Origin of the sequence: Rhodopirellula bahusiensis, from assembly GCF_002727185.1 — a bacterium.
In the GTDB taxonomy this organism is placed as follows: domain Bacteria; phylum Planctomycetota; class Planctomycetia; order Pirellulales; family Pirellulaceae; genus Rhodopirellula; species Rhodopirellula bahusiensis.
This window is the reverse complement of the sequence record NZ_NIZW01000013.1, coordinates 1-20,540: the sequence shown is the minus strand read 5'-3', so window position 1 is coordinate 20,540 and position 20,540 is coordinate 1. Positions and strand designations below refer to the sequence as shown.

18 protein-coding genes are annotated in these 20,540 nt (G+C 56.1%); 13 read left to right on the top strand and 5 right to left on the bottom strand.

Annotated features, from left to right (window positions below; translation table 11 throughout):
* Positions 1–501: 501 nt before the first annotated feature.
* Positions 502–1,512, bottom strand: coding sequence for a PP2C family protein-serine/threonine phosphatase (locus CEE69_RS17065; RefSeq protein WP_099261831.1), 1,011 nt, complete (start codon positions 1,510–1,512; stop codon positions 502–504).
* Between the two features lie 176 nt (positions 1,513–1,688).
* On the opposite strand from CEE69_RS17065, the gene CEE69_RS17060 reads away from it, so the two are divergent.
* Entirely contained in the window at positions 1,689–2,927 is a 1,239-nt protein-coding gene (locus tag CEE69_RS17060; protein WP_099261830.1) for an endonuclease/exonuclease/phosphatase family protein, read from the top strand.
* Between the two features lie 277 nt (positions 2,928–3,204).
* Here CEE69_RS17060 and CEE69_RS17055 read toward each other — a convergent pair whose 3' ends face one another.
* Positions 3,205–3,669 carry an FKBP-type peptidyl-prolyl cis-trans isomerase gene (locus CEE69_RS17055; RefSeq protein WP_233215320.1) on the bottom strand — a complete coding sequence of 155 codons (465 nt, stop codon included), beginning with the start codon at positions 3,667–3,669 and terminating at the stop codon, positions 3,205–3,207.
* Between the two features lie 198 nt (positions 3,670–3,867).
* Between CEE69_RS17055 and CEE69_RS17050 the strand changes: the two genes are divergently transcribed.
* The 4 genes from CEE69_RS17050 to CEE69_RS17035 all read left to right on the top strand — a co-directional run bounded on the left by CEE69_RS17050 (position 3,868) and on the right by CEE69_RS17035 (position 7,621).
* Entirely contained in the window at positions 3,868–4,686 is an 819-nt protein-coding gene (locus tag CEE69_RS17050) for a sugar phosphate isomerase/epimerase family protein (protein ID WP_099261829.1), read from the top strand.
* A gap of 94 nt (positions 4,687–4,780) precedes the next feature.
* The gene (locus tag CEE69_RS17045) at positions 4,781–5,230 is read left to right on the top strand and encodes an RbsD/FucU family protein (RefSeq protein WP_099261828.1); all 450 of its coding nucleotides are present in this window, start codon (positions 4,781–4,783) and stop codon (positions 5,228–5,230) included.
* Positions 5,227–6,759 (top strand): SLC13 family permease, encoded by a 1,533-nt coding sequence (locus CEE69_RS17040; RefSeq protein WP_233215319.1) that lies wholly within the window; start codon positions 5,227–5,229, stop codon positions 6,757–6,759. The genes CEE69_RS17045 and CEE69_RS17040 overlap by 4 nt, the downstream gene beginning before the upstream one ends.
* Entirely contained in the window at positions 6,677–7,621 is a 945-nt protein-coding gene (locus tag CEE69_RS17035) for an SMP-30/gluconolactonase/LRE family protein (RefSeq protein ID WP_233215318.1), read from the top strand. Before CEE69_RS17040 ends, CEE69_RS17035 begins: the two co-directional genes overlap by 83 nt.
* A gap of 202 nt (positions 7,622–7,823) precedes the next feature.
* On the opposite strand, the gene CEE69_RS17030 is transcribed toward CEE69_RS17035, so the two are convergent.
* Together CEE69_RS17030 and CEE69_RS17025 are read right to left on the bottom strand one after the other, a co-directional pair.
* On the bottom strand, positions 7,824–9,227 hold the full coding sequence (locus CEE69_RS17030) for a DUF1552 domain-containing protein (protein WP_099261827.1): 1,404 nt from the start codon (positions 9,225–9,227) through the stop codon (positions 7,824–7,826).
* A 50-nt stretch (positions 9,228–9,277) separates the two neighbouring features.
* Entirely contained in the window at positions 9,278–12,028 is a 2,751-nt protein-coding gene (locus tag CEE69_RS17025) for a DUF1592 domain-containing protein (RefSeq protein ID WP_099261826.1), read from the bottom strand.
* 667 nt (positions 12,029–12,695) lie between these two features.
* Between CEE69_RS17025 and CEE69_RS17015 the strand changes: the two genes are divergently transcribed.
* The 7 genes from CEE69_RS17015 to CEE69_RS16990 all read left to right on the top strand — a co-directional run bounded on the left by CEE69_RS17015 (position 12,696) and on the right by CEE69_RS16990 (position 17,569).
* Complete coding sequence (locus tag CEE69_RS17015; RefSeq protein ID WP_099261824.1) at positions 12,696–13,832, top strand: SPFH domain-containing protein; 1,137 nt, start codon at positions 12,696–12,698, stop codon at positions 13,830–13,832.
* A gap of 45 nt (positions 13,833–13,877) precedes the next feature.
* A complete protein-coding gene (locus tag CEE69_RS17010) occupies positions 13,878–14,318 on the top strand; it encodes an S-adenosylmethionine decarboxylase family protein (protein ID WP_315852530.1) in 441 nt (146 codons plus the stop codon).
* Positions 14,315–15,898 carry a DUF4178 domain-containing protein gene (locus CEE69_RS17005; protein ID WP_199169894.1) on the top strand — a complete coding sequence of 528 codons (1,584 nt, stop codon included), beginning with the start codon at positions 14,315–14,317 and terminating at the stop codon, positions 15,896–15,898. The genes CEE69_RS17010 and CEE69_RS17005 overlap by 4 nt, the downstream gene beginning before the upstream one ends.
* Positions 15,898–16,065 carry a hypothetical protein gene (locus CEE69_RS32870; RefSeq protein ID WP_199169893.1) on the top strand — a complete coding sequence of 56 codons (168 nt, stop codon included), beginning with the start codon at positions 15,898–15,900 and terminating at the stop codon, positions 16,063–16,065. Before CEE69_RS17005 ends, CEE69_RS32870 begins: the two co-directional genes overlap by 1 nt.
* A 96-nt stretch (positions 16,066–16,161) precedes the next feature.
* Entirely contained in the window at positions 16,162–16,449 is a 288-nt protein-coding gene (locus CEE69_RS17000; RefSeq protein ID WP_099261823.1) for a DUF350 domain-containing protein, read from the top strand.
* A 263-nt stretch (positions 16,450–16,712) separates the two neighbouring features.
* On the top strand, positions 16,713–17,033 hold the full coding sequence (locus CEE69_RS16995; RefSeq protein ID WP_233215316.1) for a hypothetical protein: 321 nt from the start codon (positions 16,713–16,715) through the stop codon (positions 17,031–17,033).
* A gap of 167 nt (positions 17,034–17,200) precedes the next feature.
* On the top strand, positions 17,201–17,569 hold the full coding sequence (locus tag CEE69_RS16990; protein WP_233215315.1) for a hypothetical protein: 369 nt from the start codon (positions 17,201–17,203) through the stop codon (positions 17,567–17,569).
* A gap of 637 nt (positions 17,570–18,206) precedes the next feature.
* Here the strand turns inward: CEE69_RS16990 and CEE69_RS33520 are convergent.
* Positions 18,207–18,335 (bottom strand): hypothetical protein, encoded by a 129-nt coding sequence (locus CEE69_RS33520; RefSeq protein WP_261341353.1) that lies wholly within the window; start codon positions 18,333–18,335, stop codon positions 18,207–18,209.
* A gap of 1,000 nt (positions 18,336–19,335) precedes the next feature.
* Here CEE69_RS33520 and CEE69_RS16975 point away from each other — a divergent pair.
* Positions 19,336–19,992 carry a DinB family protein gene (locus CEE69_RS16975; RefSeq protein ID WP_199169892.1) on the top strand — a complete coding sequence of 219 codons (657 nt, stop codon included), beginning with the start codon at positions 19,336–19,338 and terminating at the stop codon, positions 19,990–19,992.
* The last annotated feature ends 548 nt before the right edge of the window (positions 19,993–20,540 follow it).

Sequence of the window (20,540 nt, the reverse complement as noted above, 5' to 3'; positions counted from 1 at the left end):
GAGGGAGTCGAATCGCATTTAGGGGCACGCTACAAACATGGCAGCCTTTTCCGGGGGGAATGGGGCCGTCTTTAATCAAATTGAAGACAAGAAGTTGGCCTGAGCGGTGCAATCAGACGAATCGATACAACCGGGCAATTATGCCCCACCGATGTTCAGTGCTTCAAACGACGCATCCCTTAACCGGACCAGCACAATCCATCCACAACAACTATCCGAACTACGGCTGAACGCAGCTCGATTTGGCTGGCGCGGGGATGCCCTGATGCACATCTGCCCACTCGGATAAACGCCCACTCAGCAATCCGAGTCAGAGAACGACTCATTTGCACAGTTTGGAAAGATCAGCCGGAATGCGTTCGCAACGGACTCCACGACGCAGCGGAGCCCAACGGCCATCGGCCAAATGAGTGCTGTTTGAAAGAGCGACTTGCCCGGCAATCTGTGGCACGCTCGGTGGACAAATGCATCGGAATCGCGATCAGCCTGGCTTTCGCCAAATCAGCTCTTCGGTTTCGTTCGTTCATCGGGCAATGTGTCTTCGTTTGCGAAGATCTGCAGTTCTTCCAGACTCATCGATTCAGCCGAATCGGGCTGCAAGTCGCTCTCGTCATCCAGCTGGACCAAAGGCACGGACCGCGGCAGATCGCCATCGTTCCCCGATGTGCCGTTTCCGTCCGGACGACTCACAACGACGGTGATGTTGTCGATCCCGCCCGAACCGTTGGCCATCGCAACCAGATGGTCCGCCATTCCCTCCACGACGTCACCGTATTGCTCAACGGTGGACGCCAGCGTCGCGTCGTCGATGTATCGCGTCAGTCCATCGCTGCAAAGAACCACCGTGTCGTTCTTTTGCAATTCGACTCGACGGACCTCCGCGATCAAATCGTTGTTTCCGTTGCCGCCCAAGACATTCCAAAGCACGTTGGACCATCGGCTGCCGGCTTCGTCTTCCGGTTTCATTCCGCCCGCGTCCACCAACTGCTTTGCCAGCGTGTGATCGGTCGTGAGTTGTTCGCACTTGCCCTCACGGATCAAGTAGCAGCGACTGTCGCCCGCGTGCACCACATACATTCGAGGCCAGACGATGTAGGCCAATGTCAGAGTGGTCCCCATCCCTCGATGCTCGCTGTCGTCCTGTGATTCCGCCAACAACTTCGTGTGGGTTTGTTGCAACAATGCTTTCAACGATTCGATGAAGCCGTCATCGTTTTCCTGATCGAGATGTAGGAACCAGTGGATGTTGTTGAGCAACTGCGAGATCAAATGATCGACCGCCAAATTGCTGGCTCGACGCCCGGCCGCGTGACCGCCCATTCCGTCGGCGACCACCAGCAACTGCCCGCTTCTTCCACCGAACAACATGCATTCTTCATCCAAAGCCAAGCTGGTCGAATGAATCTGCATGGACTTCCGCAGCTCGGCGATCAGGAACTGATCTTGATTGTCCTTCCGACGTTGGCCGACGTCGGTTCGTCCCGCTGCACGAATGTGAGATTCTGTATTCACTGGGTCCCTGGGTACTCTAGCCAAACACGGTCTGGGATAGTGCAAACAACTCGCCAATCCAACCAGCAGGTTCATGCGATTCAACAACGCACTCATTGCCATCCATGCGTTGGCCTGCGAAAACGGAGCGTCCCTTGATTCTCCCGCATTGTAGCGTTCCCCCGAGTAGGTGGTTTATGAATTCGCGTCTGGCTTTGACGGTTTCTTTCATCTACATCGCCATGTTTCAAACCGCGGCGATTGGCCAAGACATCACAACTGGCCCCAACAATTTGACGACAGAATCGACCGTGGAGAAGTCATCCAATTCCGTTCGCGTTGCTTCTTTCAATGTTTCGCTCTACGGCAAAGCATCTAATGACGTCGCCGAACGCCTGCTCGCCGGCGATGACTCGCAGTCCAATGACTTGGCGAGCGTGATCCAATCCGTGCGGCCAGACATTCTGTTGCTGTGCGAGATCGATCACGAACTCGATGGACGAACGCTCGATGCCTTTGCGGACGGCTACCTCGCGAAAGGCAACGATCCCCTGGACTACCCGCACCGCTGGTCAATTCCAACCAACACAGGCTTGCTCGGACTACTCGACCTGGACGCCGACGGCGACGTCGAATTGCCAACCGATGCCCATGGGTTTGGACAGTATCCCGGTCAATACGCGATGGCGGTCCTCAGCCGATTTCCAATCGATCGCGAAGCCATCCGAACCTTTCAAACATTCCGTTGGTCAACGATGCCGGGCGCACTTCGGCCGGCTCACCCGACGACGGGAGAGCCCTACTACAGCGACAACGTTTGGAATTCACTGCGACTGTCCAGCAAGAATCACGCGGACGTTCCGATCTTGATTCCAACGTCAGGTAGTGCACCGACGCCAGGCGATGAATCGGCGGAGAGCAATGAATCGAATCGGTCACATGTGTTGCATCTGCTCGCCAGCCATCCGACGCCGCCGGTGTTTGATGGTGCCGAAGATCGCAACGGCAAACGCAACCACGACGAGATCCGATTCTGGAACGAGTACATTTCGCAGCCAGAAGCCGACTGGATCGTCGATGACACCGGAGCCGTCGGTGGCTTGAGCGATCCTGATACCAAACAACCGAGCTTTGTGATCGCGGGAGATTTGAACTCTGATCCCAAACAAGGCGATAGCTTGCGCAGCGGCATCGCAAACTTGATCAGCAATCCTCGTGTGCAGGACCCGCAACCAACGAGTTCGCAGCACGGTATCAACACAGCCAAATTTGGCCGCAACGAAATCCGAGTCGACTACGTGCTGCCATCAAGCAACCTGCACGCTGTTCGTTCCGGGGTCGTCTGGCCCGACTTGCAAACGGAGCTTGGAAAACGAATTCGTGCGACCGATCACCGAATGGTCTGGGTCGACATCGAAAAGCCGACCGCGAATTAGGAATCGTTCACTGTTGGTTCGGGAGCGGTATGTGGCGTTGCGAACCGCGGCCAACGGACTGTTGATTTCGTCGTCAATGACGTTTCAACGCAGGTAGGACGGGCACTCTTGCCCGTCAGAGTTGTGGGTGTCGGCCAAGAGTGGCCAACCTACGACAAAACCAACAAGCTGCTAAAGCTGTGCGGCTGACAAAGTCGGCGATAGGGTGAGCACTCTATTCACCTGCAACGTTGGTTGACGCCGAAACTGCTTTTCGGATGACATCAATCGGTCCTACTCAGCGGACGTCGTGAAGTTCGACTTTGAAGTGCAGCGTCGCGTTCGGTGGGATCTCGGGTGGATTGCCGGCTGGCCCGTATCCGAGATCGGATGGAACTTCTAGTTCGATCATGCCACCCTCGCCGACCAATTGAACGCCCTCGGTCCACGCTGGGATGACACTCGACAGATTGAAATCGGCCGGTTCTCGACGGTTGTAGGAACTGTCAAATTCCCGTCCGCTATCCAGCCATCCGACATAATCCACCGTCACAAAGCTTTCGCGTCCCGGTTTGTCACCCGAGCCGACTCGCAGGATGCGGTACTTCAGGCCCGTGTCCGTCGTTGTGAATTCAGTCGGTGCGTCCGGATCTTCGGGACCAGGAGAGCTGGACCGCGTCGTGCGAGAGCATCCGATTGGCAGCATCATGATTGCCAACACGAACGCTAGCGATGTCTTGGCGATTGGGGTTCGAGAAATCATCGTTTGATTTTGGTTAGTGAACAGAGCAACAAATCGGTAGCAGCAAATGGGACGCAGCTCGGTGTGGAACCTTACCTTACTTCGGCAAGCGATTTTCTTTGCACGTCTGCCATCTTGCGGCGTGACAGCCTACATTGTCAGACCATGACTGGACCAGATCCCGACCCAGACCCCTCAAATCGAAGACAGCCCTGAATCATGCCTTTCCGTTACGCAATCTGCAACGAAACGTTTGGTGACATGCCCGTGGAAGACGCCCTGCGTTTGACGAAAGACGCAGGATACACCGGATGGGAAGTGGCCCCCTTCATGTTGTCCGATAACATTTCGACTTACTCGAAATCGGATCGTCGCACCTACCGTGACCTGATGGCCGAGGCCGAAATGCAGTGCGTTGGCCTGCACTGGTTGCTGGCCAAGACCGAGGGTTACCACCTGACGACACGCGACGCGATCACTCGAGCCAGCACGACGGCCTATCTTTGCGATTTGGCCGAACTGTGTGCGGACTTGGGCGGCAAGGTCATGGTGCTGGGATCGCCCCAGCAACGAAATCGCACCGAAGGCCAAACGATCGACGAAGCGATGGAAAACGCCGCCGAAGTGCTGCACGGAGTGATCCCCGCGTTGCATTCCCACGGCGTTCGAATCGCCTTGGAACCGCTCGGACCGGGCGAAGGCGACTTCCTCAACACGGCCGACGAAGGCGTTCAGTTGGCTCGAATGCTCGACGACGATCACATCGGGTTGCACCTGGATGTCAAAGCAATGAGCAGCGAATCCAAACCGATCGAGACCGTGATTCGCGAACACGCTGATTCAATGATTCACTTTCACGCCAACGATCCCAACCTGCTCGGCCCCGGCATGGGCGAAGTGCCTTTCGAGCCCATCATGAAAGCGTTGACCGACGTTAAATACGATGGATGGGTCAGCGTCGAAGTGTTCGATTACTCACCGGGTGTCGAAACTTTGGTTCGCGACAGCATCGCCAATCTGAAAAGCAGCATCGCCTAACTCGATCGTTCCGGCTGCTGAGTGAACCAACGCCCTGCCGACCGCAAACACATCATTCCACCTTTTTTTAACCAACCTGACCGAGGCTTTCCCCATGCTTTTGTCCAATCTGATCCATCCGGAAATCTCGGCCATCTGTGCCGCCGCCGGCCACCACAGCACGATTTTGATCGCCGACGGGAACTACCCGGCACTGAACAAACGCGGGCCCAATGCAAAACTGGTCAGTCTGAACCTCAGCCCCGGTTTGGTTTCCTGCGATCAAGTCCTGAAAGCTTTGCTGTCAGCGATTCCCGTGGAAGCCGCGATGACCATGCAAACCGAAACCGACGGGCCCTACGCTCTCGACGGCGATCCACCGGTTTGGGAAGAGTACCGCCAATCCTTCAAAGATGCTGGCAGCAGCGTCGAACTGCAGCCTCTTGAAAAGTGGTCGTTCTATGACCACGTCATCACCGACGATCATGTGCTGACGATTCAAACGGGCGACCAACAACGCTACGCCAACCTTCTGCTCACCCTCGGTGTGCGGATGGATGGATGAGCTTCGATAAAATCTCGCGTTGGATGCTGCCCCTAGCGCCCCTGGTGGCGTTTGGCATCGCCTACTTTGCGAATCGAAATGGACTGCCGGTTCCCGCCGCCATGTGCGCCGGAGTCGCGATCACCTGCGCTTTGTGGTGGATCTTCGAGTGCCTGCACATCGCCGTCGTGGGGCTGCTGCCATTCGTAGCTTTGCCGACCCTTGGAGTGGTCAGCCACAAGGAGGTGGCGGAAGCCTATGGGCACACGATGATCCTGCTGTTGCTGGGCGGATTCCTTCTTTCCGCCGCGATGGAACGCAGCGGGGCTCACCGCCGAATCGCGATCAACATGGTGCGTCTGGTTGGCGGTCGCGGGGGAAAGCGATTGGTGTTGGGGTTCATGTTGGCCACCGCTTCGCTGTCGATGTGGATCAGCAACTCGGCCACCGCACTGATGATGCTGCCGATCGCCTTGGCGGTGATATCGCAAGCCGATGATCCCAAACTAAGAGTTCCCTTGTTGCTGGGCATCGCGTACTCGGCCAGCGTCGGTGGGATGGCGACACCGATCGGAACGCCGCCCAACGTCGTCTTCATGGGTGAAATGGAAACCAAGTTCGGCGTCGAAGTCCCCTTTGGCACCTGGATGATGTTCGGGTTGCCCGTCACGATCATCATGCTGCCGATCATTTGGTGGTGGCTGACTCGGAATATTGATGACGTTCGTCCAGTATCGATGCCAGAAATGGCTCCGATCGCTCGCAACGAAATCTATTTGCTGGGCGTGTTCGCCACGACCGCGCTGCTGTGGGTGTTTCGAATGAGCCCGTTCGGTGGCTGGACCGGTCTGTTGCCTTGGGATGGAGGCATGATTGGTGATGCCACGATCGCTCTCGCCGCTTCGTTGTTTTTGTTCATCTGCCCCAGTGGACTCGGCGATGACGAGCGCCTGATGGATTGGGACACCGCCAAGAAGAATCCGTGGGGCATCCTGATCATGTTCGGTGGTGGGATGGCTCTCGCGAAAGGTTTTGACCAATCGGGATTGAGTATCGCGATCGGACAACAGCTGGCGTTCTTGAAAGACGCACCGCCTTGGGTCATCGTCCTTTCAATCTGTTTGCTGGTCACGTTCTTGACTGAAATCACCAGCAGCACCGCCACCGCGATGTTGCTGCTTCCCATCTTGGCCGCGTTGTCCGTGGAAGTCGGCCTGCCTCCTGAGCTGCTGATGTTGCCCGGAACGATCAGCTGTTCCTGTGCGTTCATGTTGCCCGTCGCGACCGCTCCCAACGTGATCGTCTTCGGCGCGGGAGGCATTCGGACCGACGAGATGGCCCGCAACGGTTTGTTCCTCAACTTGGTTGCGGCGGTTGTGATTACATTGGTTTCTTTGACCGTCGCGGGAATGGACTGGATGCCGCGATTGGACATTGTCCCTCCAGTCCCCGAAAGTGAATCCTCAGATGAATCCAATGCGTCGGCGGCTCTTGGCATGGGTCGCAATCACCTCCTCATCACTTCTCGGCTCTCAACTTTTCGCGGATAACGCGGGATCGAAAAGCAGCGAGACCAAACCCGCATCCGTTGTCCAATCCGGTGCGAAGCTGCAACTGGTTGGTGACAGTTACAAGTTCACGGAAGGCCCCACAGCCGACGGTGACGGCAACGTCTACTTCACCGACCAACCGAATGACCGGATCGTCCGCTATGACGCGAAGTCGGGAAAGCTGTCCGATTGGATGTCGCCCTGCGGTCGTAGCAACGGCCTGTACTTCGTCGCTCCCGATCGGCTGATCGCTTGTGCCGACGCGAACAACGAGATGTGGTCGATTGACTTGAAAGATCAATCGCACGAGGTCTTGATCGACTCAGTCGACGGACGCCGCTTTGGTGGCCCCAATGATTGCTGGGTCGACGCGGATGGAACGATTTACTTCACCGATCCGTTGTACAAACGTCCGTATTGGAAGCACACCATCCCCGCGGACAATCCGCGCGGCGTTTACCGCCTGACCAAGGACGGAAAGCTGACCCAACTCGTGGATGACTTGGTCCAACCCAACGGGATCATCGGAGACGCCTCGAACCGCCAGTTGTGGATCGCTGACATTGGCGACAAGAAGACTTACCGCTACGACATCGCCGAAGACGGCTCGCTCACCAACCGCGAATTATTCTGCGAGATGGGCAGCGACGGGATGACGCTCGACCAAGAACGCAATCTGTATTTGACCGGCAGTGTCGGCGTGACGGTGTTCGATGCAGCCGGCAACAAGCTCGAAACAATCGCAGTTCCAAAGGGCTGGACCGCGAACGTGACGTTCGGAGGCGAAGGACATCGCCAGCTTTTCATCACGGCCCAGGATTCCGCTTACACGCTCGACATGCGAGTCGGCGGGTTGCGATGAAGCCAGACTCATCAACCGACGCACGTTCGTCCCGGTTTTGACGACGCAACCGGGCCTAACGGCCGTCGGCCAATTGGTGCGGTTGGAGAGGAAATTTGCTTCGACGGCGATTTGTTGATTGACGCAATGGTGATTCGTCGGGCTTGGAAGCCCGACGTACTGACGCCTTCATAACCAGTCGGCAGACAAGACCGTTTGTCGCTTACGAGAGCTGCAAGCGACCGGTGCTGTCGCCGATCTGCTCAGCGGGTGTGCCGACGATGTCGAGCATGCTGAGGAACAAGTTCGCCATCGGCGTTTCTTCCTCGGCTTGAACGTATCGGCCGGTCTTGATTTGACCACCGCCGCCACCTGCCAACACGATCGGAAGATCGTGGTGAGTGTGCCGGTTGCCGTCGCCCAATCCGCTGCCGTACAGCACCATCGAGTTGTCCAGCAACGTGCTGCCGCTCTCCTCGACTGACTCCAGTCGTTCCAGGAAGTACGCGAATTGCTCGACGAGATAATGATCCACCTTTTGGATCCTCTCGACCGTCTCGGTCTTGTCCCGGTGGTGACTCAATCCGTGGTGAGCTTCTTTGACTCCCACTTCAGGATACGAACGGTTGCCGCCTGCATTGTCCAACATGAAAGTCGCAACTCGGGTCGTGTCCGTTTGGAAACCGACGACCATCAAATCATACATCAGCCGAGCGTGCTCGCGGAATGCGGTGACGCGTCCCATCGGAACATCCAAATCAGGCAGTGACTTGCGATCTTCTGCTTCGGTTTGCTCAATTCGAGTTTCGATTTCACGAACGCTGGTGAAGTATTCATCCAGCTTGCGTTTGTCGGTCTTGCCAACTTGTTTCATTAAACGCTCCGCATCGCCACGAACAACGTCGAGAATGCTTTTGCGAGCCAAACGTTGCTTGCGTTCCAAAGCCGCATCGCCGGAACCAAACATGCGTTCAAACGCGAGCCGAGGAATCGTTTCCTTTGGCATCGGTTGCGTTTCGTTCTTCCATGAAATGTTCGACGAATAAGCACAGCTGTATCCAGAGTCGCAACTGCCCGCGTTTCGACTGCCGGTCAAACCGAGCTCGATCGAAGGCAAACGTGTCTGTCCGGCGAGCGCGGTCGCGGCGACTTGATCGAGTGAGATGCCCAGCCGGATGTTGCTGCTGGTTTTGACAGGACGTGCTGCCGTCAAGAACGTTGAACCACCGCGAGCGTGGTCGCCGGCGCCGTCCTTGCCCGCACGCCCGTTGTCGAGGGTCAGGTTGGAGATCACGTTCAGCTTGTCTTTGTAAGCCTGCAACGGCTTCAACGTCTCGCCCATTTCCCAGTTGTCGCCGTCCACCTTTGGACGCCAAGAAGGTTGGATCACACCGTTGGGAAAGAACACGCACGCCATTCGGACCGGACGTGAAACGTCAGTCAGCTGCAATGCTTCCTTGGCCGCGTAAGCACTCCGGCCCGCTGGTGTCATCGCCTCGAGCAACGGCAATCCGAGAGCCAATCCCGATGCACGCAGCATCGTACGGCGACTCAATCGGGACGAGCCGATTTGTGCGATCGCGTTGGGCTGATTGGGAGCGTTGGGGACGTTCATCGAGTCTTTCATGTGACTTTCCTTAGTACAGGCGGGGAGCCGTGGGCGGGCAAGAAGAACGATCAAGAGGTAGGGACGCTGGTGGTCAAAAACGGAGGGCTGCTGATGACACCTTCCACCAAGTCTCGCAAACGGAAACCGTCGGCTTCGGTGTCATTCAAAATGGCTTCGACAAAACATCGATCAGCAGGACGCAATTCGCGGCCAATGGCAAAGGATAACAGTCGGCGGACGGTCGTGTCAGCAAAACGGCGGGTTTCGGTGCTCGCCAACATTTCGCTCAACTCCATCGCACCGCGGAAAGCACGGCCGCCGGGCAGTTCACCATTGGCATCGGCAACTGATGGATCACTGGGCGGACGAAGACGACCGAGGTGATCCATCGTTTCCAATCCAAATCCCAAAGCATCCATCACACGGTGGCACGAAGCACAACCGGGATCGGCGCGGTGCAATTCCAATTGTTCACGAAGGGTCGCGTCGGCTGACGCCGCACGGGTCTCTTCCAATTCAGGAACGTTCGGTGGGGCTTCTGGTGGCGGCGTCCCAAGAATGTTCTCGAGAATCCACTTGCCACGCTGGACCGGTGAATTTCGGGTCGGATAACTGGTCAACGTCAGCACACCGGCGTGCCCCAGAATCCCACGACGCCCGGCATCGGCGAGGGACACCTTTTGCAGCTTCGATTTGTCGTCTTGGTTCGGAAGCTCCACGCCGTACCAATTGGCCAACGAACGGTTCACGAACGTGTAGTCGGCGGTCAGCAATTCGGTGACGGGCAAATTGTTTTTCAGCACGTGATCGAACAACGCGTGAGTCTCTGCGGCCAAGTCATCCACCGTGACATCGGGGCCTTCTTCGTTGCCGCCAAACGCCGACATGTCGCGAGCGTTCAAGTTGCCCAATCCAAACCACTGCGTTGCGAATTGTTCCCCGAGTGAATTTGATTTTGGATCGTCCAGCATGCGGCGGATTTGTTGGCGACGCTTTGATCCCTCCACCAACTCATCCTGCTTCGCTGCTTTCAACAGAGCATCGTCAGGAAGGCTGCTCCACAAGAAAAACGACATCCGACTGGCCAACTGGGTGGATGACAACGGAATCGCTTCTCCCGTCGCCGCCAATTCGCGGGCTTCGTCTGATTCGGGCAACTCGATGCGAAACAGAAAACTCGGCGAGCACAGAATCGCGGTGATGGCTTGCTGCATCCCAACGTAGAACGACTCCCGTCGCTCAGTGGCGTCTTCCACCAAGTCCGCGTATCGCTTGACCTCTTCCTCGCTGACTTCACGACGGAACGCACGACGCATCAGCGGTTCCAGGTTGATCTTGGCCGACTTGTAAACGTCTTCCCACCGATCGCCTCGCTCGCGAGCCAAACGTGTGATCAACTTCGATTGAGTCTTCGGAAGATCCTTGCGACTTTGTGGCGAAGGGCCTTTGATTGAAACGGTTTTGAATTTGAAGCTGAACTCGTCATCCGAGATCCGACGCGAGATTTCGACTTTCTCGCCGGCAGGCAAAACGGTCTTGGCGAGCTCTTCGTCAGTCAGCGATTGCACGCGTTTCGAGATCGATTCGCCAACCCGCCACGGATCCTTGCGATCTTCGGACTTTGGAAGTTCGTCGATCCAAGTGTCCGTGGGCGAAAAGAAGAACCGATGCTTGCCAGGCTTCAACGTGGCCCGGAACGATTCACCGTCGGTCGGTCCACTCTTTTCCTGGTAGCTGAAATCCAGAATGTCGAGCAAGCGTCCGTTTTCGTCGTGCACCATGACGCAACGATTGACCTTGTCGCTCTCCTTCGGTTCGTACTTTTCTCTGTCCCTGCGTCGGTCTCGCTTCTTGTCTTCGTCTTTGGATTCTTTGTCGTCCGAATCTTTGGCCTTGTTTTCTGAATCTTTGTCTTCCGCAACTTTCTGCTCGGAGGTCTCTTCTTCGGGCTCTTCGTTCAGCTGCTCAAGTTCTGATCGACGCAGGTTCGTGCCACCGCGGATGTCAAAGTAGTACTCACCTTCGATGGGAACTTCGACTTCGACCCAAACCATTCCGTCGCTGCGGATGAACCACTCGCCGAACGAAGCCAACTTGGCGTCGCCGATGGTGTGCAGAGTTTGGTCAGCAAACGTTTTGCTGATCGATGGCAGTGTGGCGGGATCAACGATCACCGTCGAAGCAACGGTCTCGCCGGCCTTCAAGTACTTCTCCATCAGCATTGTCGACAGCGACAACACGTCGGCGTTGTTGTCAAAGCCACCGCCGACTTCATCGGAGGGAAATTGATCGGCAGGTCGCAGGTCCATCCCGAACAAATCGCGAATCGCGTTGTTGTATTCGGCGCGGTTCAAACGGCGAGCTGTGATCCGACCGGGCTTGGGCCGCAAATCACATGTCGCGTGGTAGACCAAATCGTCCAGTTGATCGGCCAATTCACGACGTTCCTCGACCGTCGGCAGCGACGAATCTTCCGGCGGCATGGCACCGAAACGAATCATGCTGATCGAATGCATCGCCAACTCGCTGTTTTCGCGAATCTTGTCGGAAGTGCTGAGCAATGTCAGATCGACTTCGGCTTCTTGATAGTCCGCGTTGTGACAATCAATGCAGAACTCTTCCAGCTTCAGAAAACCGGAGTTCTCCCAAGCGGTCAGATCATCCAGACTGGGCTCGATCGTTTTTTTGGCGACAGCGGGAGCGTCAGTATCAGGCTCGTCCGCGTTGATCGTCGGAACAGCCAACAAAGTCAGCGTGCTCGTCAGCAAACACAGCGTACGAGTCCAGCGAGTTCCCGGCAGGATGCAATCGAATTTCATAGGCAGGCTGAGCAGTCGACAACCGTTTTGGATTCAATCCAATCGCGGAGCTGTCTGACTCAATCGTTGCGGCAGGTGGGATGGTGTGAGGCAGGACTACGACGGATGGTACAAGATTGCCCAGCGTGGGGTGATCAAATCGCATCGCAGCGAATTCCATTGTAGCAGACTGCATAGACTGACCGAATACCTTTCGCGAATTCGATCCAGAAAAGAAGTTGTGCGAAAAAAGCCGTTTGGGCCACAAAAACACGTCCTTTTTGCGTCTTTTCACCTTCGCAATCGCTTCAACATGCCAAGTCGGTTCATTGCGACCGAATTTGTTACGAAAGGTTGCCCGAGGACCGCGATCTCAGACGGCGGATGACGAAACCGTCGGTCGATCCATCTTCGAACGCAAAAACGGCATGGCGGCACGCTGAAGCTTTGAAATCGCGACCGCTTGCGCCCCGAAACCGAGTCTGTTCGGCCTGTCAACAATGGCCTGGTTGAGACTGCGGTTGGTTTGGGATCGTAGATGTTCCGGAACGCCACCGGACGGACTCCACACGCTAGAATTCCGCTTCCGAGATTCAGTTCGGAGTTTTGGGTTGGTCACCGTTTGACCCTGCCCCCCAACCGCCCTAGGCTTTGCAACGATTTCGAGACCGCACACAGGAGATGCGACGTGGGACTGTTTGACCTGATTCGTTCCGAGTTGATTGACATCATCGAATGGATCGATGACACACAACACACATTGATGTGGCGATTCCCTCGGCACGACAACGAAATCAAGAACGGAGCACAATTGATTGTGCGTCCGGGCCAGACGGCCGTCTTCGTTTACAAAGGCGAAATCGCCGATATCTACCCGCCCGGTCACTACCAGCTGACAACGGACAACATGCCCGTCATGACGACGTTGCAAGGTTGGAAGTACGGCTTCGACAGCCCGTTCAAGGCGGAAGTTTACTTCGTCAGCACTCGGCAGCTCACCGATTTGAAATGGGGCACGCCCAACCCGATCATGTTGCGAGATCCCGAGTTCGGCCCCATCCGAATTCGTGCGTTCGGCACCTACGCTCTGCGTGCCGTCGACCCGAAAGCTTTGCTGCTGGAAGTCGTCGGAACCGATGGCGAGTTCGGCGCCGATGACGTCAACGTTTTGCTGCGTTCGATCATTCAATCCTCGTTCGCCGATTTAATTGGGTCGTCCCAGATCGCAGCCTTGGATTTGGCAAGCAACTACGAACAACTTGCCGCCCAGCTTCGCGACCGAGTGGTTGAAAAAATCGACGATGAGTATGGGCTGGATTGCCCTCAATTGTTCATCGTCAACATTTCGCTGCCCGAGTCGGTTGAAAAGGCTCTCGACACCCGAACAAGCATGGGTGTGATCGGCGACATGAATCGGTTCCAGCAATTCCAGATGGGCCAAGCGATGACGTCCGCCGCCGAAAACGGTGGCGGCGGAGGAGCAGCCGAAGGTTTGGGACTCGGCCTCGGTGTCGCGATGGCTGGACGAATGATGCCCGGAGCCATGAATCCTGGCGCAATGAACCCCGGTGCCGCACCAGCCGGCGGTCCCGCAGGGCCTCCGCCACCGCCCGCCGCAACGGCTTGGTACGTGGCCAAAGAAGGTGTGACTCACGGTCCGTTCAGTCCCGAGCAAATCCGCAGCGGTCTCGGAAGCGGAGAAATGGGGGCTGAATCGATGGTTTGGTCGAACGGAATGGCTGGCTGGCTAATGGCCAAGGATGTTCCTGCTTTGGCGTCGATGTTGTCCGCGGGCAGCCCTCCGCCACCGCCACCAGCGAACTGATTCACGCGGCCACCACGGTTGAACAACGACAACGGAGTGAACGGAGTGCCCGCAACGCCCCTCAATGAGACGATGAACGCAAGCAGCGAATCGTCCGTGGCTGCGCCTTCCATCAGCGTCGGCGGTCAATGGATCGTCGATGCGTCGGGATGCGATGCCGAGTCGCTGCAGTCGTTGACGACGATCTTGGCCATCTGCCAAGACGTGGTTGAATCGCTTGGATTGCAGGTCGTCGGTGTGCCTCAGTCTCACGTTTTTGGTCCGCCGCACGGCGTCACCGCGTTGTACCTGCTGTCCGAATCGCATTTGGCGGTGCACACCTACCCGGAACACGGCGTGGCCACATTCAATTTGGTTTGCTGCCGGGAAACAGCGGTCTGGGATTGGAAATCGCAATTGCGATCTCGATTGAACGCTGGCGACGTTCGGATTCGACGTCTGCGTCGAGGAGCCTGGGCAGAAGCAAACCGTGAGGTCGCCGAATGAAGGTTCGTCGCGCTTCCTGTCCCGGGTGTGGGGCACCGGTTGAATTCCGATTCGGCAATTCGATGGTCAGCGTGTGCGAGTTCTGCCACACCGCCGTCGCTCGCGGCGACAAAGACATCGAGGACTACGGCAAAGTCAGCGACCTCGTTGAAACAGATTCCGTCGTTCAACTGGGGTCCAGCGGTTCGTTCCGCGGAAAACCGTTTGAAGTCATCGGCCGTGTCCAATACGACCACGCCGCCGGCGGAGTCTGGGACGAGTGGTACCTGCGATTTCCCGGCGACAAGATGGCTTGGTTGGCCGAGGCTCAAGGCCAACTGCATCTGACGTTTGAAAGACCGGTGCGAGCCAAGTCACCATTGCCTCCGTTTGATTCGCTGTCGCTGGGGCAATTGGTTCACTACGGCGGGCAAGACCTGACCGTCGCGGAACTGGGCGTCGCGAAAGCCAGAACGGCTCAAGGCGAAATTCCCTGGGCGTTTCGACCCAACGCCGACCATCGTTACGTCGATCTGCATGGGGCTCCCGAACCCGACGGAGGCGCGTGGTTCGCAACGTTCGACTACTCGCGTGGCGAACAACACACGTACATCGGCCGAACGGTCACGAAGGAAAAGCTGAACCTGTCGACTCCGGATTGGCAGCCCGACCCGGGGTCCGGAACCATCGCGGTGCCCTCGCTGCATTTGAACTGCCCCAAGTGTGGCGGCTCATTGGACCTGCATGCTCCCAAAGAATCTCTGCGCGTCGGTTGCCAACACTGCGGTGCGTTGTTGTCCAACGACGACGGACGACTGAAATTGCTGACGATGCTCGAACAACGCGAGATGCACACCTCGCTGCCACTGGGAATTCGCGGAACGATCGAAGGCACCGAGTACATCATCATCGGCATCATGGCACGGTTCGTTCGCTACGCGGGAACGACCTACCCGTGGACGGAATACTTGCTCTACGCACCAGAAGTCGGTTTCCGTTGGCTGGTTGAAAATGATCGGCATTGGTCCTTTGTCCAACCCGTCACCGGTCACGCCATGGACCCTTTGACAAACCGGATCTATCACGACGGCAGTGCCTTCCGAATTTACGATCGAGCGACCGCGATCGTGCGTCATGTGATCGGAGAGTTCTACTGGAAAGTCCAGCAAGGAAATTGCGTTGAGACGGCGGACTTCATCGCACCGCCACGCATGCTCTCAATCGAAGATAGTTTCGCCGGCCAAACGCATGAACGCGTCGTGTCGCTCGGCACCTACATGAAGCCCGCCGAAATCGAAGCCGCGTTTGATGTCGAAAACTTGACGCGTCCTTGGGGCGTGGGTGTGATCCAGCCTGCACCGGTCATTTCCTTTGGAGTCTGGGTCGCTTGGGCTGGCTTCTGCTTCTACGCCTTCATCATCCACTTGGGCAACCACCGCCCCGCCTCTTCGGCAACACCCAGCGCCGATGGTTGGATGCTGTTCTACGCCCTGCTGCTCATCTCAGCGATTCCGATCGGTTGCCTGGTCTACAAACACAATTTCGAAGTCTCGCGTTGGAAAGACAGCGACTTCAGCCCCTACGCTAGCAGTGATGATTGATGAAGTTACTACGCATCTATTTGATCGTCGGCGTGCTCGTCTGCTGTTGGTACTCCGTCGCCGCGTTCCGTGGCTGGCAAGCGATCAACTTTGGCATCGTCGACAACATGGGCAGCAGCGGAGGCGGCGGTCGCGCCTACGGCGGTTCGTGGGGCGGCGGAAAGTAGCCAACGGACCCCAGCTGAATCGCGGCAAAACGCGGCACTCATCGAATCAACACACAACACTCCAACGAATCCAAACCAAACGAAAAGGTAGAGACCATGATCGATCAAATTCGCGGCCTAGCCCAAACCGACACCGTCGTGGTGGATCCGACACCCGCGACGGGTACAAGCTTGGATTTGCTGTTGCAGCATCTGATCGCTGCTTGCGTGTTCTCTGTTGTTGGAATCGTTGTCTTCATGGGCTGTCTGGTGCTGATGGAAAAGCTCACCCCTTTCTCGATCCTGCACGAGATCGGTGAAGAACACAACTTGGCAGTTTCGATTGTCGTCGCCGCAATCGTGCTCGGCGTCTCCATCATCATCGCCGCCTCCGTCATCGGTTGATCTGCCACGCCGCATCCAATCAGTTCGGTGACTGAGGCAGGGTCGCAACCGCCCCCCACTTCTCAGCCTACGAATCGAACGATCGTTGCTTGCCCGCAGCTGACGGACAACGTTTCTCAAATTGCAAAACAGAGCATTTCATGCACAAGACAGAGCTCATTGCGAATGCGCGTTCGAGATGCTGCAAGCACATTTGGTTCGGAACCATAATCGGTCTTCTATCTGCATTCATTTCCGGATGCTTACCCACGCCAGCACTCCGAGTGTCCCAACTTCACGGTAAAGTCATCCCGCGCGGCGAAAAGATGATCGACGTCGATATGTCCGGCACCAAAATGAAGGACGGTGACATCTATTCCATCAGCGGCCTGCGTTCAAACGGCCCAGACGGATACCAGCATATCCACACACTGGATCTATCCGATACACGCATCACAGACGACGCCCTCCGCTTCATCGCGTTGCAGGAGGAGGGCTCGTTCCCATTGAGAATCAAAGTGTTGAAGTTGACCAACACAAACGTTTCTGAATCTGCGATCCAGCAAATTCAAGACGCCAATCCAAATTGCGAAATCATACGGTAGCGAGCACTTCTGACGATTTTGTTTCGACATCGCGCTGGAGTGCCATGATTTTGCCAGCGAGCGGGCGAGCGTTTTAACCGGAGCCGAGTGCACAGCATTTCGGACCCCTTGTGCTAGCCTACCGCTTACGCATCCGTCCATCTTTGGAGAAACCAATGAGTCGACACATGAAAGCAACTGCATTTCTTACGCTCTTCGTTGCAATTTTGCTTGGCGGTTCGACTGCCTCCAACGCATCGAATGAGGGCGACGCGCGAAAACTCACGATCACCGAATTCGTTGAGGTGGCTGATTTGAAGGACTTTCTCTTCGAGCACGGTCGTGATTCGCTGACTCTGACTCGATGCGAAATTGAATCGTCGTTCCCACGGAACGAAAAGCTCGGAACAATCCATCTTGTTGGCGATTCGCGACACAAACGGATCGAATATCGGCTTCCGCTTGTCAAAAGCAACGAAATGTTGGTTCTAACCTTTTCACAGCCAACGAGTTCCAAAGCGTCCAAGCTGTCCGGTTTCTGGATCGATGCTGAATAACTGCGAGCGAACGACTTCGATTGAGACCGCAACTACCTCGCCGATCTTTCGCTCGGGATGATCGATTTACTACTTGCGGATCTTATCCGTGGCATAGGCTTCCAGCCTGTGTTGTATCCTTCACAGGCTGGAAGCCTATGCCACTTATTTATCGAACGTCCCCCGCGAATGACACCACGACCCACACCGAGTCGACATCGCGTCCGCTTTTGAATCGGACGCTGGTCAGTCCCACACTGCCCTGACCATGCGGCAATGACCATGGGCCACGTCACCAGCTAGCGTCGAAGAATGATGTCCCCTTTTAGTCGAAGACCACAGGCATATTATATTTTCCCAAGATGCACTTAGTCCAAGAAGCTGCACTTGTCGTCGCTGAGGCCCTCAGCATCGCGGCTGTTTCACTATTCACTGGCTCGCTATGGCTCTTCACGCCGCTGTGGGGTCATTGGTTTGTCGCCAAGTCAATTTTGCGCCCACACCGCCGATGCCCTTGGCCTCCGTCGCCAGCTGAGTGCGTTGGCCTCGTTCTCTATCTTTCTTTCGCAGCGGTGGCCTGTTATCTGCACGATCTGCCCAGCTATTACGGATCCCTCGGGCTTCGGACTGACCTGTCTTTCGTTGGATTCTCGATCTGCTATTGGTGGTTGGGACGACGACTGGTGGCACGGCAAGGCATCGCCGGATTCGGTGCGACACTCGGCGTTTTCGCGATGTGGCTGCCAGCTTCCACTTTGGTTCCCAGTGCAGCTTTTTTCAGTTGCATGTTCGTGCTTTCAGCGATCATTGAACTATTTGAGGCATCATCGCGTGATGCATTGTTCATTCTCTTGCTAGCCGGGCCAGTGATTTGGGGCGAAGTTTGGTTTTACCGTTTCCTCCGGTCCATCCTGGCACGCTGGTCAAGAGAATAGAGTCCCGCCACCACACCGCCCGAGCCTGCTTCGATCCAAGGCATGGATTGCGAGCAAGACACGATGGAAAGACCTACGATGTGGTAATATGTTTCGAGTGCAACCAGGCGAATTGGTACATCGACGGCGATCGACAAACTGGGTTCTTGCTCACTAGGATCGCACAACAGACATTCGATGCGATATTGAGTGACGCAGATGTTAAACTTGCTCCAGCCGCATTCGACCGATGGAACTGGCGTCCCTTGAGTCGAAATGGATTCCAACTCCCCTTCACCCGCATCTAAATCGCCGCAGGTTTTCACGGAAACACCAGTTTGATTTCGCTATTCGTATCGACACTAATCTTTTGCATGGTCATTGTTGGCACGACAAGGATTTGCACCAGAAAGAACTATCCGGTTTGGGCGGGCATTGCCCTTGGCTTTTTCGGACAAGTATTTGGCGGCGTATTAGCGACATTCCTCGTCGGCGTTGCAGCAGCGTTCGTGCCCGAACTCATGGGTTTGATCTACCTGACATTTCTGGTCCGAATACTCGCCCCGATTTTAATTGCGAATTGGCTACCATTCGCAGATAACTCGCAAGAATTGCTTGTCGATCCACGATCTTCAGGTGGATCGGTCCGTCTGTGTCCAAATTGCAATCGGTCACTGGCATCAACCACCAAAATCTGTCCTCGGTGCATGAATCGAATTCTCGGCTCACCAGCCGAATCGCCTCCCTCGACCATGCATTCAGATGACGGGAATCCGTACGCACCGCCAAGGCATGAATCTCTAATATCGGATAACGACCATTGGAGCGTTGAAAGGTTGCAGGACCCGGCCGGTTCGTTGCAAACCTTTGTTGATGGAACGCATCAGAGCAGATCTGAACAACCAAGCTTGGCATTCTGTTCCGTATGCAATAGCGATGTCGAAATTGATGCCGACTATCGGTGTAAAGTATGTCGATGGCCTGTGGACGACTGAAAGCGATGGACCAACAACCGCAACCCATGTGAGACAACCCAACCCGATGTTTGAGCGCGAAATTCCCATCAACCAATTCCAGCTCGAATACTTTGACAAAGTGATCCCCGATATCGCGGAGTCATCGATGTTCAGTCCCGCTCCCGGACATGGTCACACTCCCGTTTGGATCCTTGGACACCTTGCGATCTGCGGTGAACTCGGCCAGAAACTACTTGGTGGCTCCATTTCGCATCCGGATTGGATTGAACGTTTCGGCCCTCGCTCAGTGGACGACATCGCCCGCGATGATTCTCTAACTCTGGCGTTGGTGACGAACGCTTTGCGAGACGGTTACCGCGAACTTTGTAACCTCGCTGCTTCGACGACCGACCAAGCGGCCCTCGATCGACCTCATGGGATGCCTTCGCTGACGGACACGCCAATCGTCACGGTGGCAGACACGATCGCATTGCTGTTGACGAACCATTTTGCTTTCCACCTGTCTCAACTATCCAGTTGCAGGCGGTCTGCCGGTATGCCACCGCTTTTCTGATCCACCGTGCCCCCACCTGTCATGCTTCGCATCTCAATCGAGTGCGAGTGCCCCGCTCCGTGCCGCCCGCACCTCCACTGATCCATTAAGAGCAATGCACCTCACGAGAGAGCAAAAGGTTGCGTTGATCACTCAGCTTTACGCAATTGTGTTGTGCTTCACGAACTGGAGACACGAAACGACCTGGGATCGCGATGTTGGTCTGCAGCTCTCTGCGATTGACCTTCGTGGAACCGGTGCCTTGATTGGCGGCATCATATCTGCCATCTGCCTGAGACGGATCTGGAGCCTTTATCGCCAACTACTCTCACGCGGTGCCGTGGTGCCCAGCGAACACCGGATCTGGGGTCGTTTCAGACTAGCATTGTTTCTTTTGCCAATGCTGCTCACCTACACGTGGACTGAAAGCATCGTGATCGATGGGGACGTCCTCCAACGGACCACCATCACTTACGGGGAGCGCACCTTGCGGTTTGCGTGATCATGCGGACAGTCGGTAGGTTCGGAAGCCGTTTGCGGCGGCAATGGCTCGTTTCCAGTGTGCGACC

Excerpts from the sequence above, each read along its gene's own strand:
- CEE69_RS16975 (WP_199169892.1), top strand. The coding sequence starts at position 19,336 with ATGGAACGCATCAGAGCAGATCTGAACAACCAAGCTTGGCATTCTGTT.
- CEE69_RS17035 (WP_233215318.1), top strand. The coding sequence starts at position 6,677 with ATGAATCCAATGCGTCGGCGGCTCTTGGCATGGGTCGCAATCACCTCC.
- CEE69_RS17040 (WP_233215319.1), top strand. The coding sequence starts at position 5,227 with ATGAGCTTCGATAAAATCTCGCGTTGGATGCTGCCCCTAGCGCCCCTG.
- CEE69_RS17055 (WP_233215320.1), bottom strand. The coding sequence starts at position 3,669 with ATGATTTCTCGAACCCCAATCGCCAAGACATCGCTAGCGTTCGTGTTG.
- CEE69_RS17030 (WP_099261827.1), bottom strand. The coding sequence starts at position 9,227 with ATGAAAGACTCGATGAACGTCCCCAACGCTCCCAATCAGCCCAACGCG.
- CEE69_RS17005 (WP_199169894.1), top strand. The coding sequence starts at position 14,315 with ATGAAGGTTCGTCGCGCTTCCTGTCCCGGGTGTGGGGCACCGGTTGAA.
- CEE69_RS32870 (WP_199169893.1), top strand. The coding sequence starts at position 15,898 with ATGAAGTTACTACGCATCTATTTGATCGTCGGCGTGCTCGTCTGCTGT.
- CEE69_RS17060 (WP_099261830.1), top strand. The coding sequence starts at position 1,689 with ATGAATTCGCGTCTGGCTTTGACGGTTTCTTTCATCTACATCGCCATG.
- CEE69_RS17045 (WP_099261828.1), top strand. The coding sequence starts at position 4,781 with ATGCTTTTGTCCAATCTGATCCATCCGGAAATCTCGGCCATCTGTGCC.
- CEE69_RS33520 (WP_261341353.1), bottom strand. The coding sequence starts at position 18,335 with ATGCAACTGAAAAAAGCTGCACTGGGAACCAAAGTGGAAGCTGGCAGC.
- CEE69_RS16990 (WP_233215315.1), top strand. The coding sequence starts at position 17,201 with ATGAAAGCAACTGCATTTCTTACGCTCTTCGTTGCAATTTTGCTTGGC.
- CEE69_RS17050 (WP_099261829.1), top strand. The coding sequence starts at position 3,868 with ATGCCTTTCCGTTACGCAATCTGCAACGAAACGTTTGGTGACATGCCC.
- CEE69_RS17000 (WP_099261823.1), top strand. The coding sequence starts at position 16,162 with ATGATCGATCAAATTCGCGGCCTAGCCCAAACCGACACCGTCGTGGTG.
- CEE69_RS17025 (WP_099261826.1), bottom strand. The coding sequence starts at position 12,028 with ATGAAATTCGATTGCATCCTGCCGGGAACTCGCTGGACTCGTACGCTG.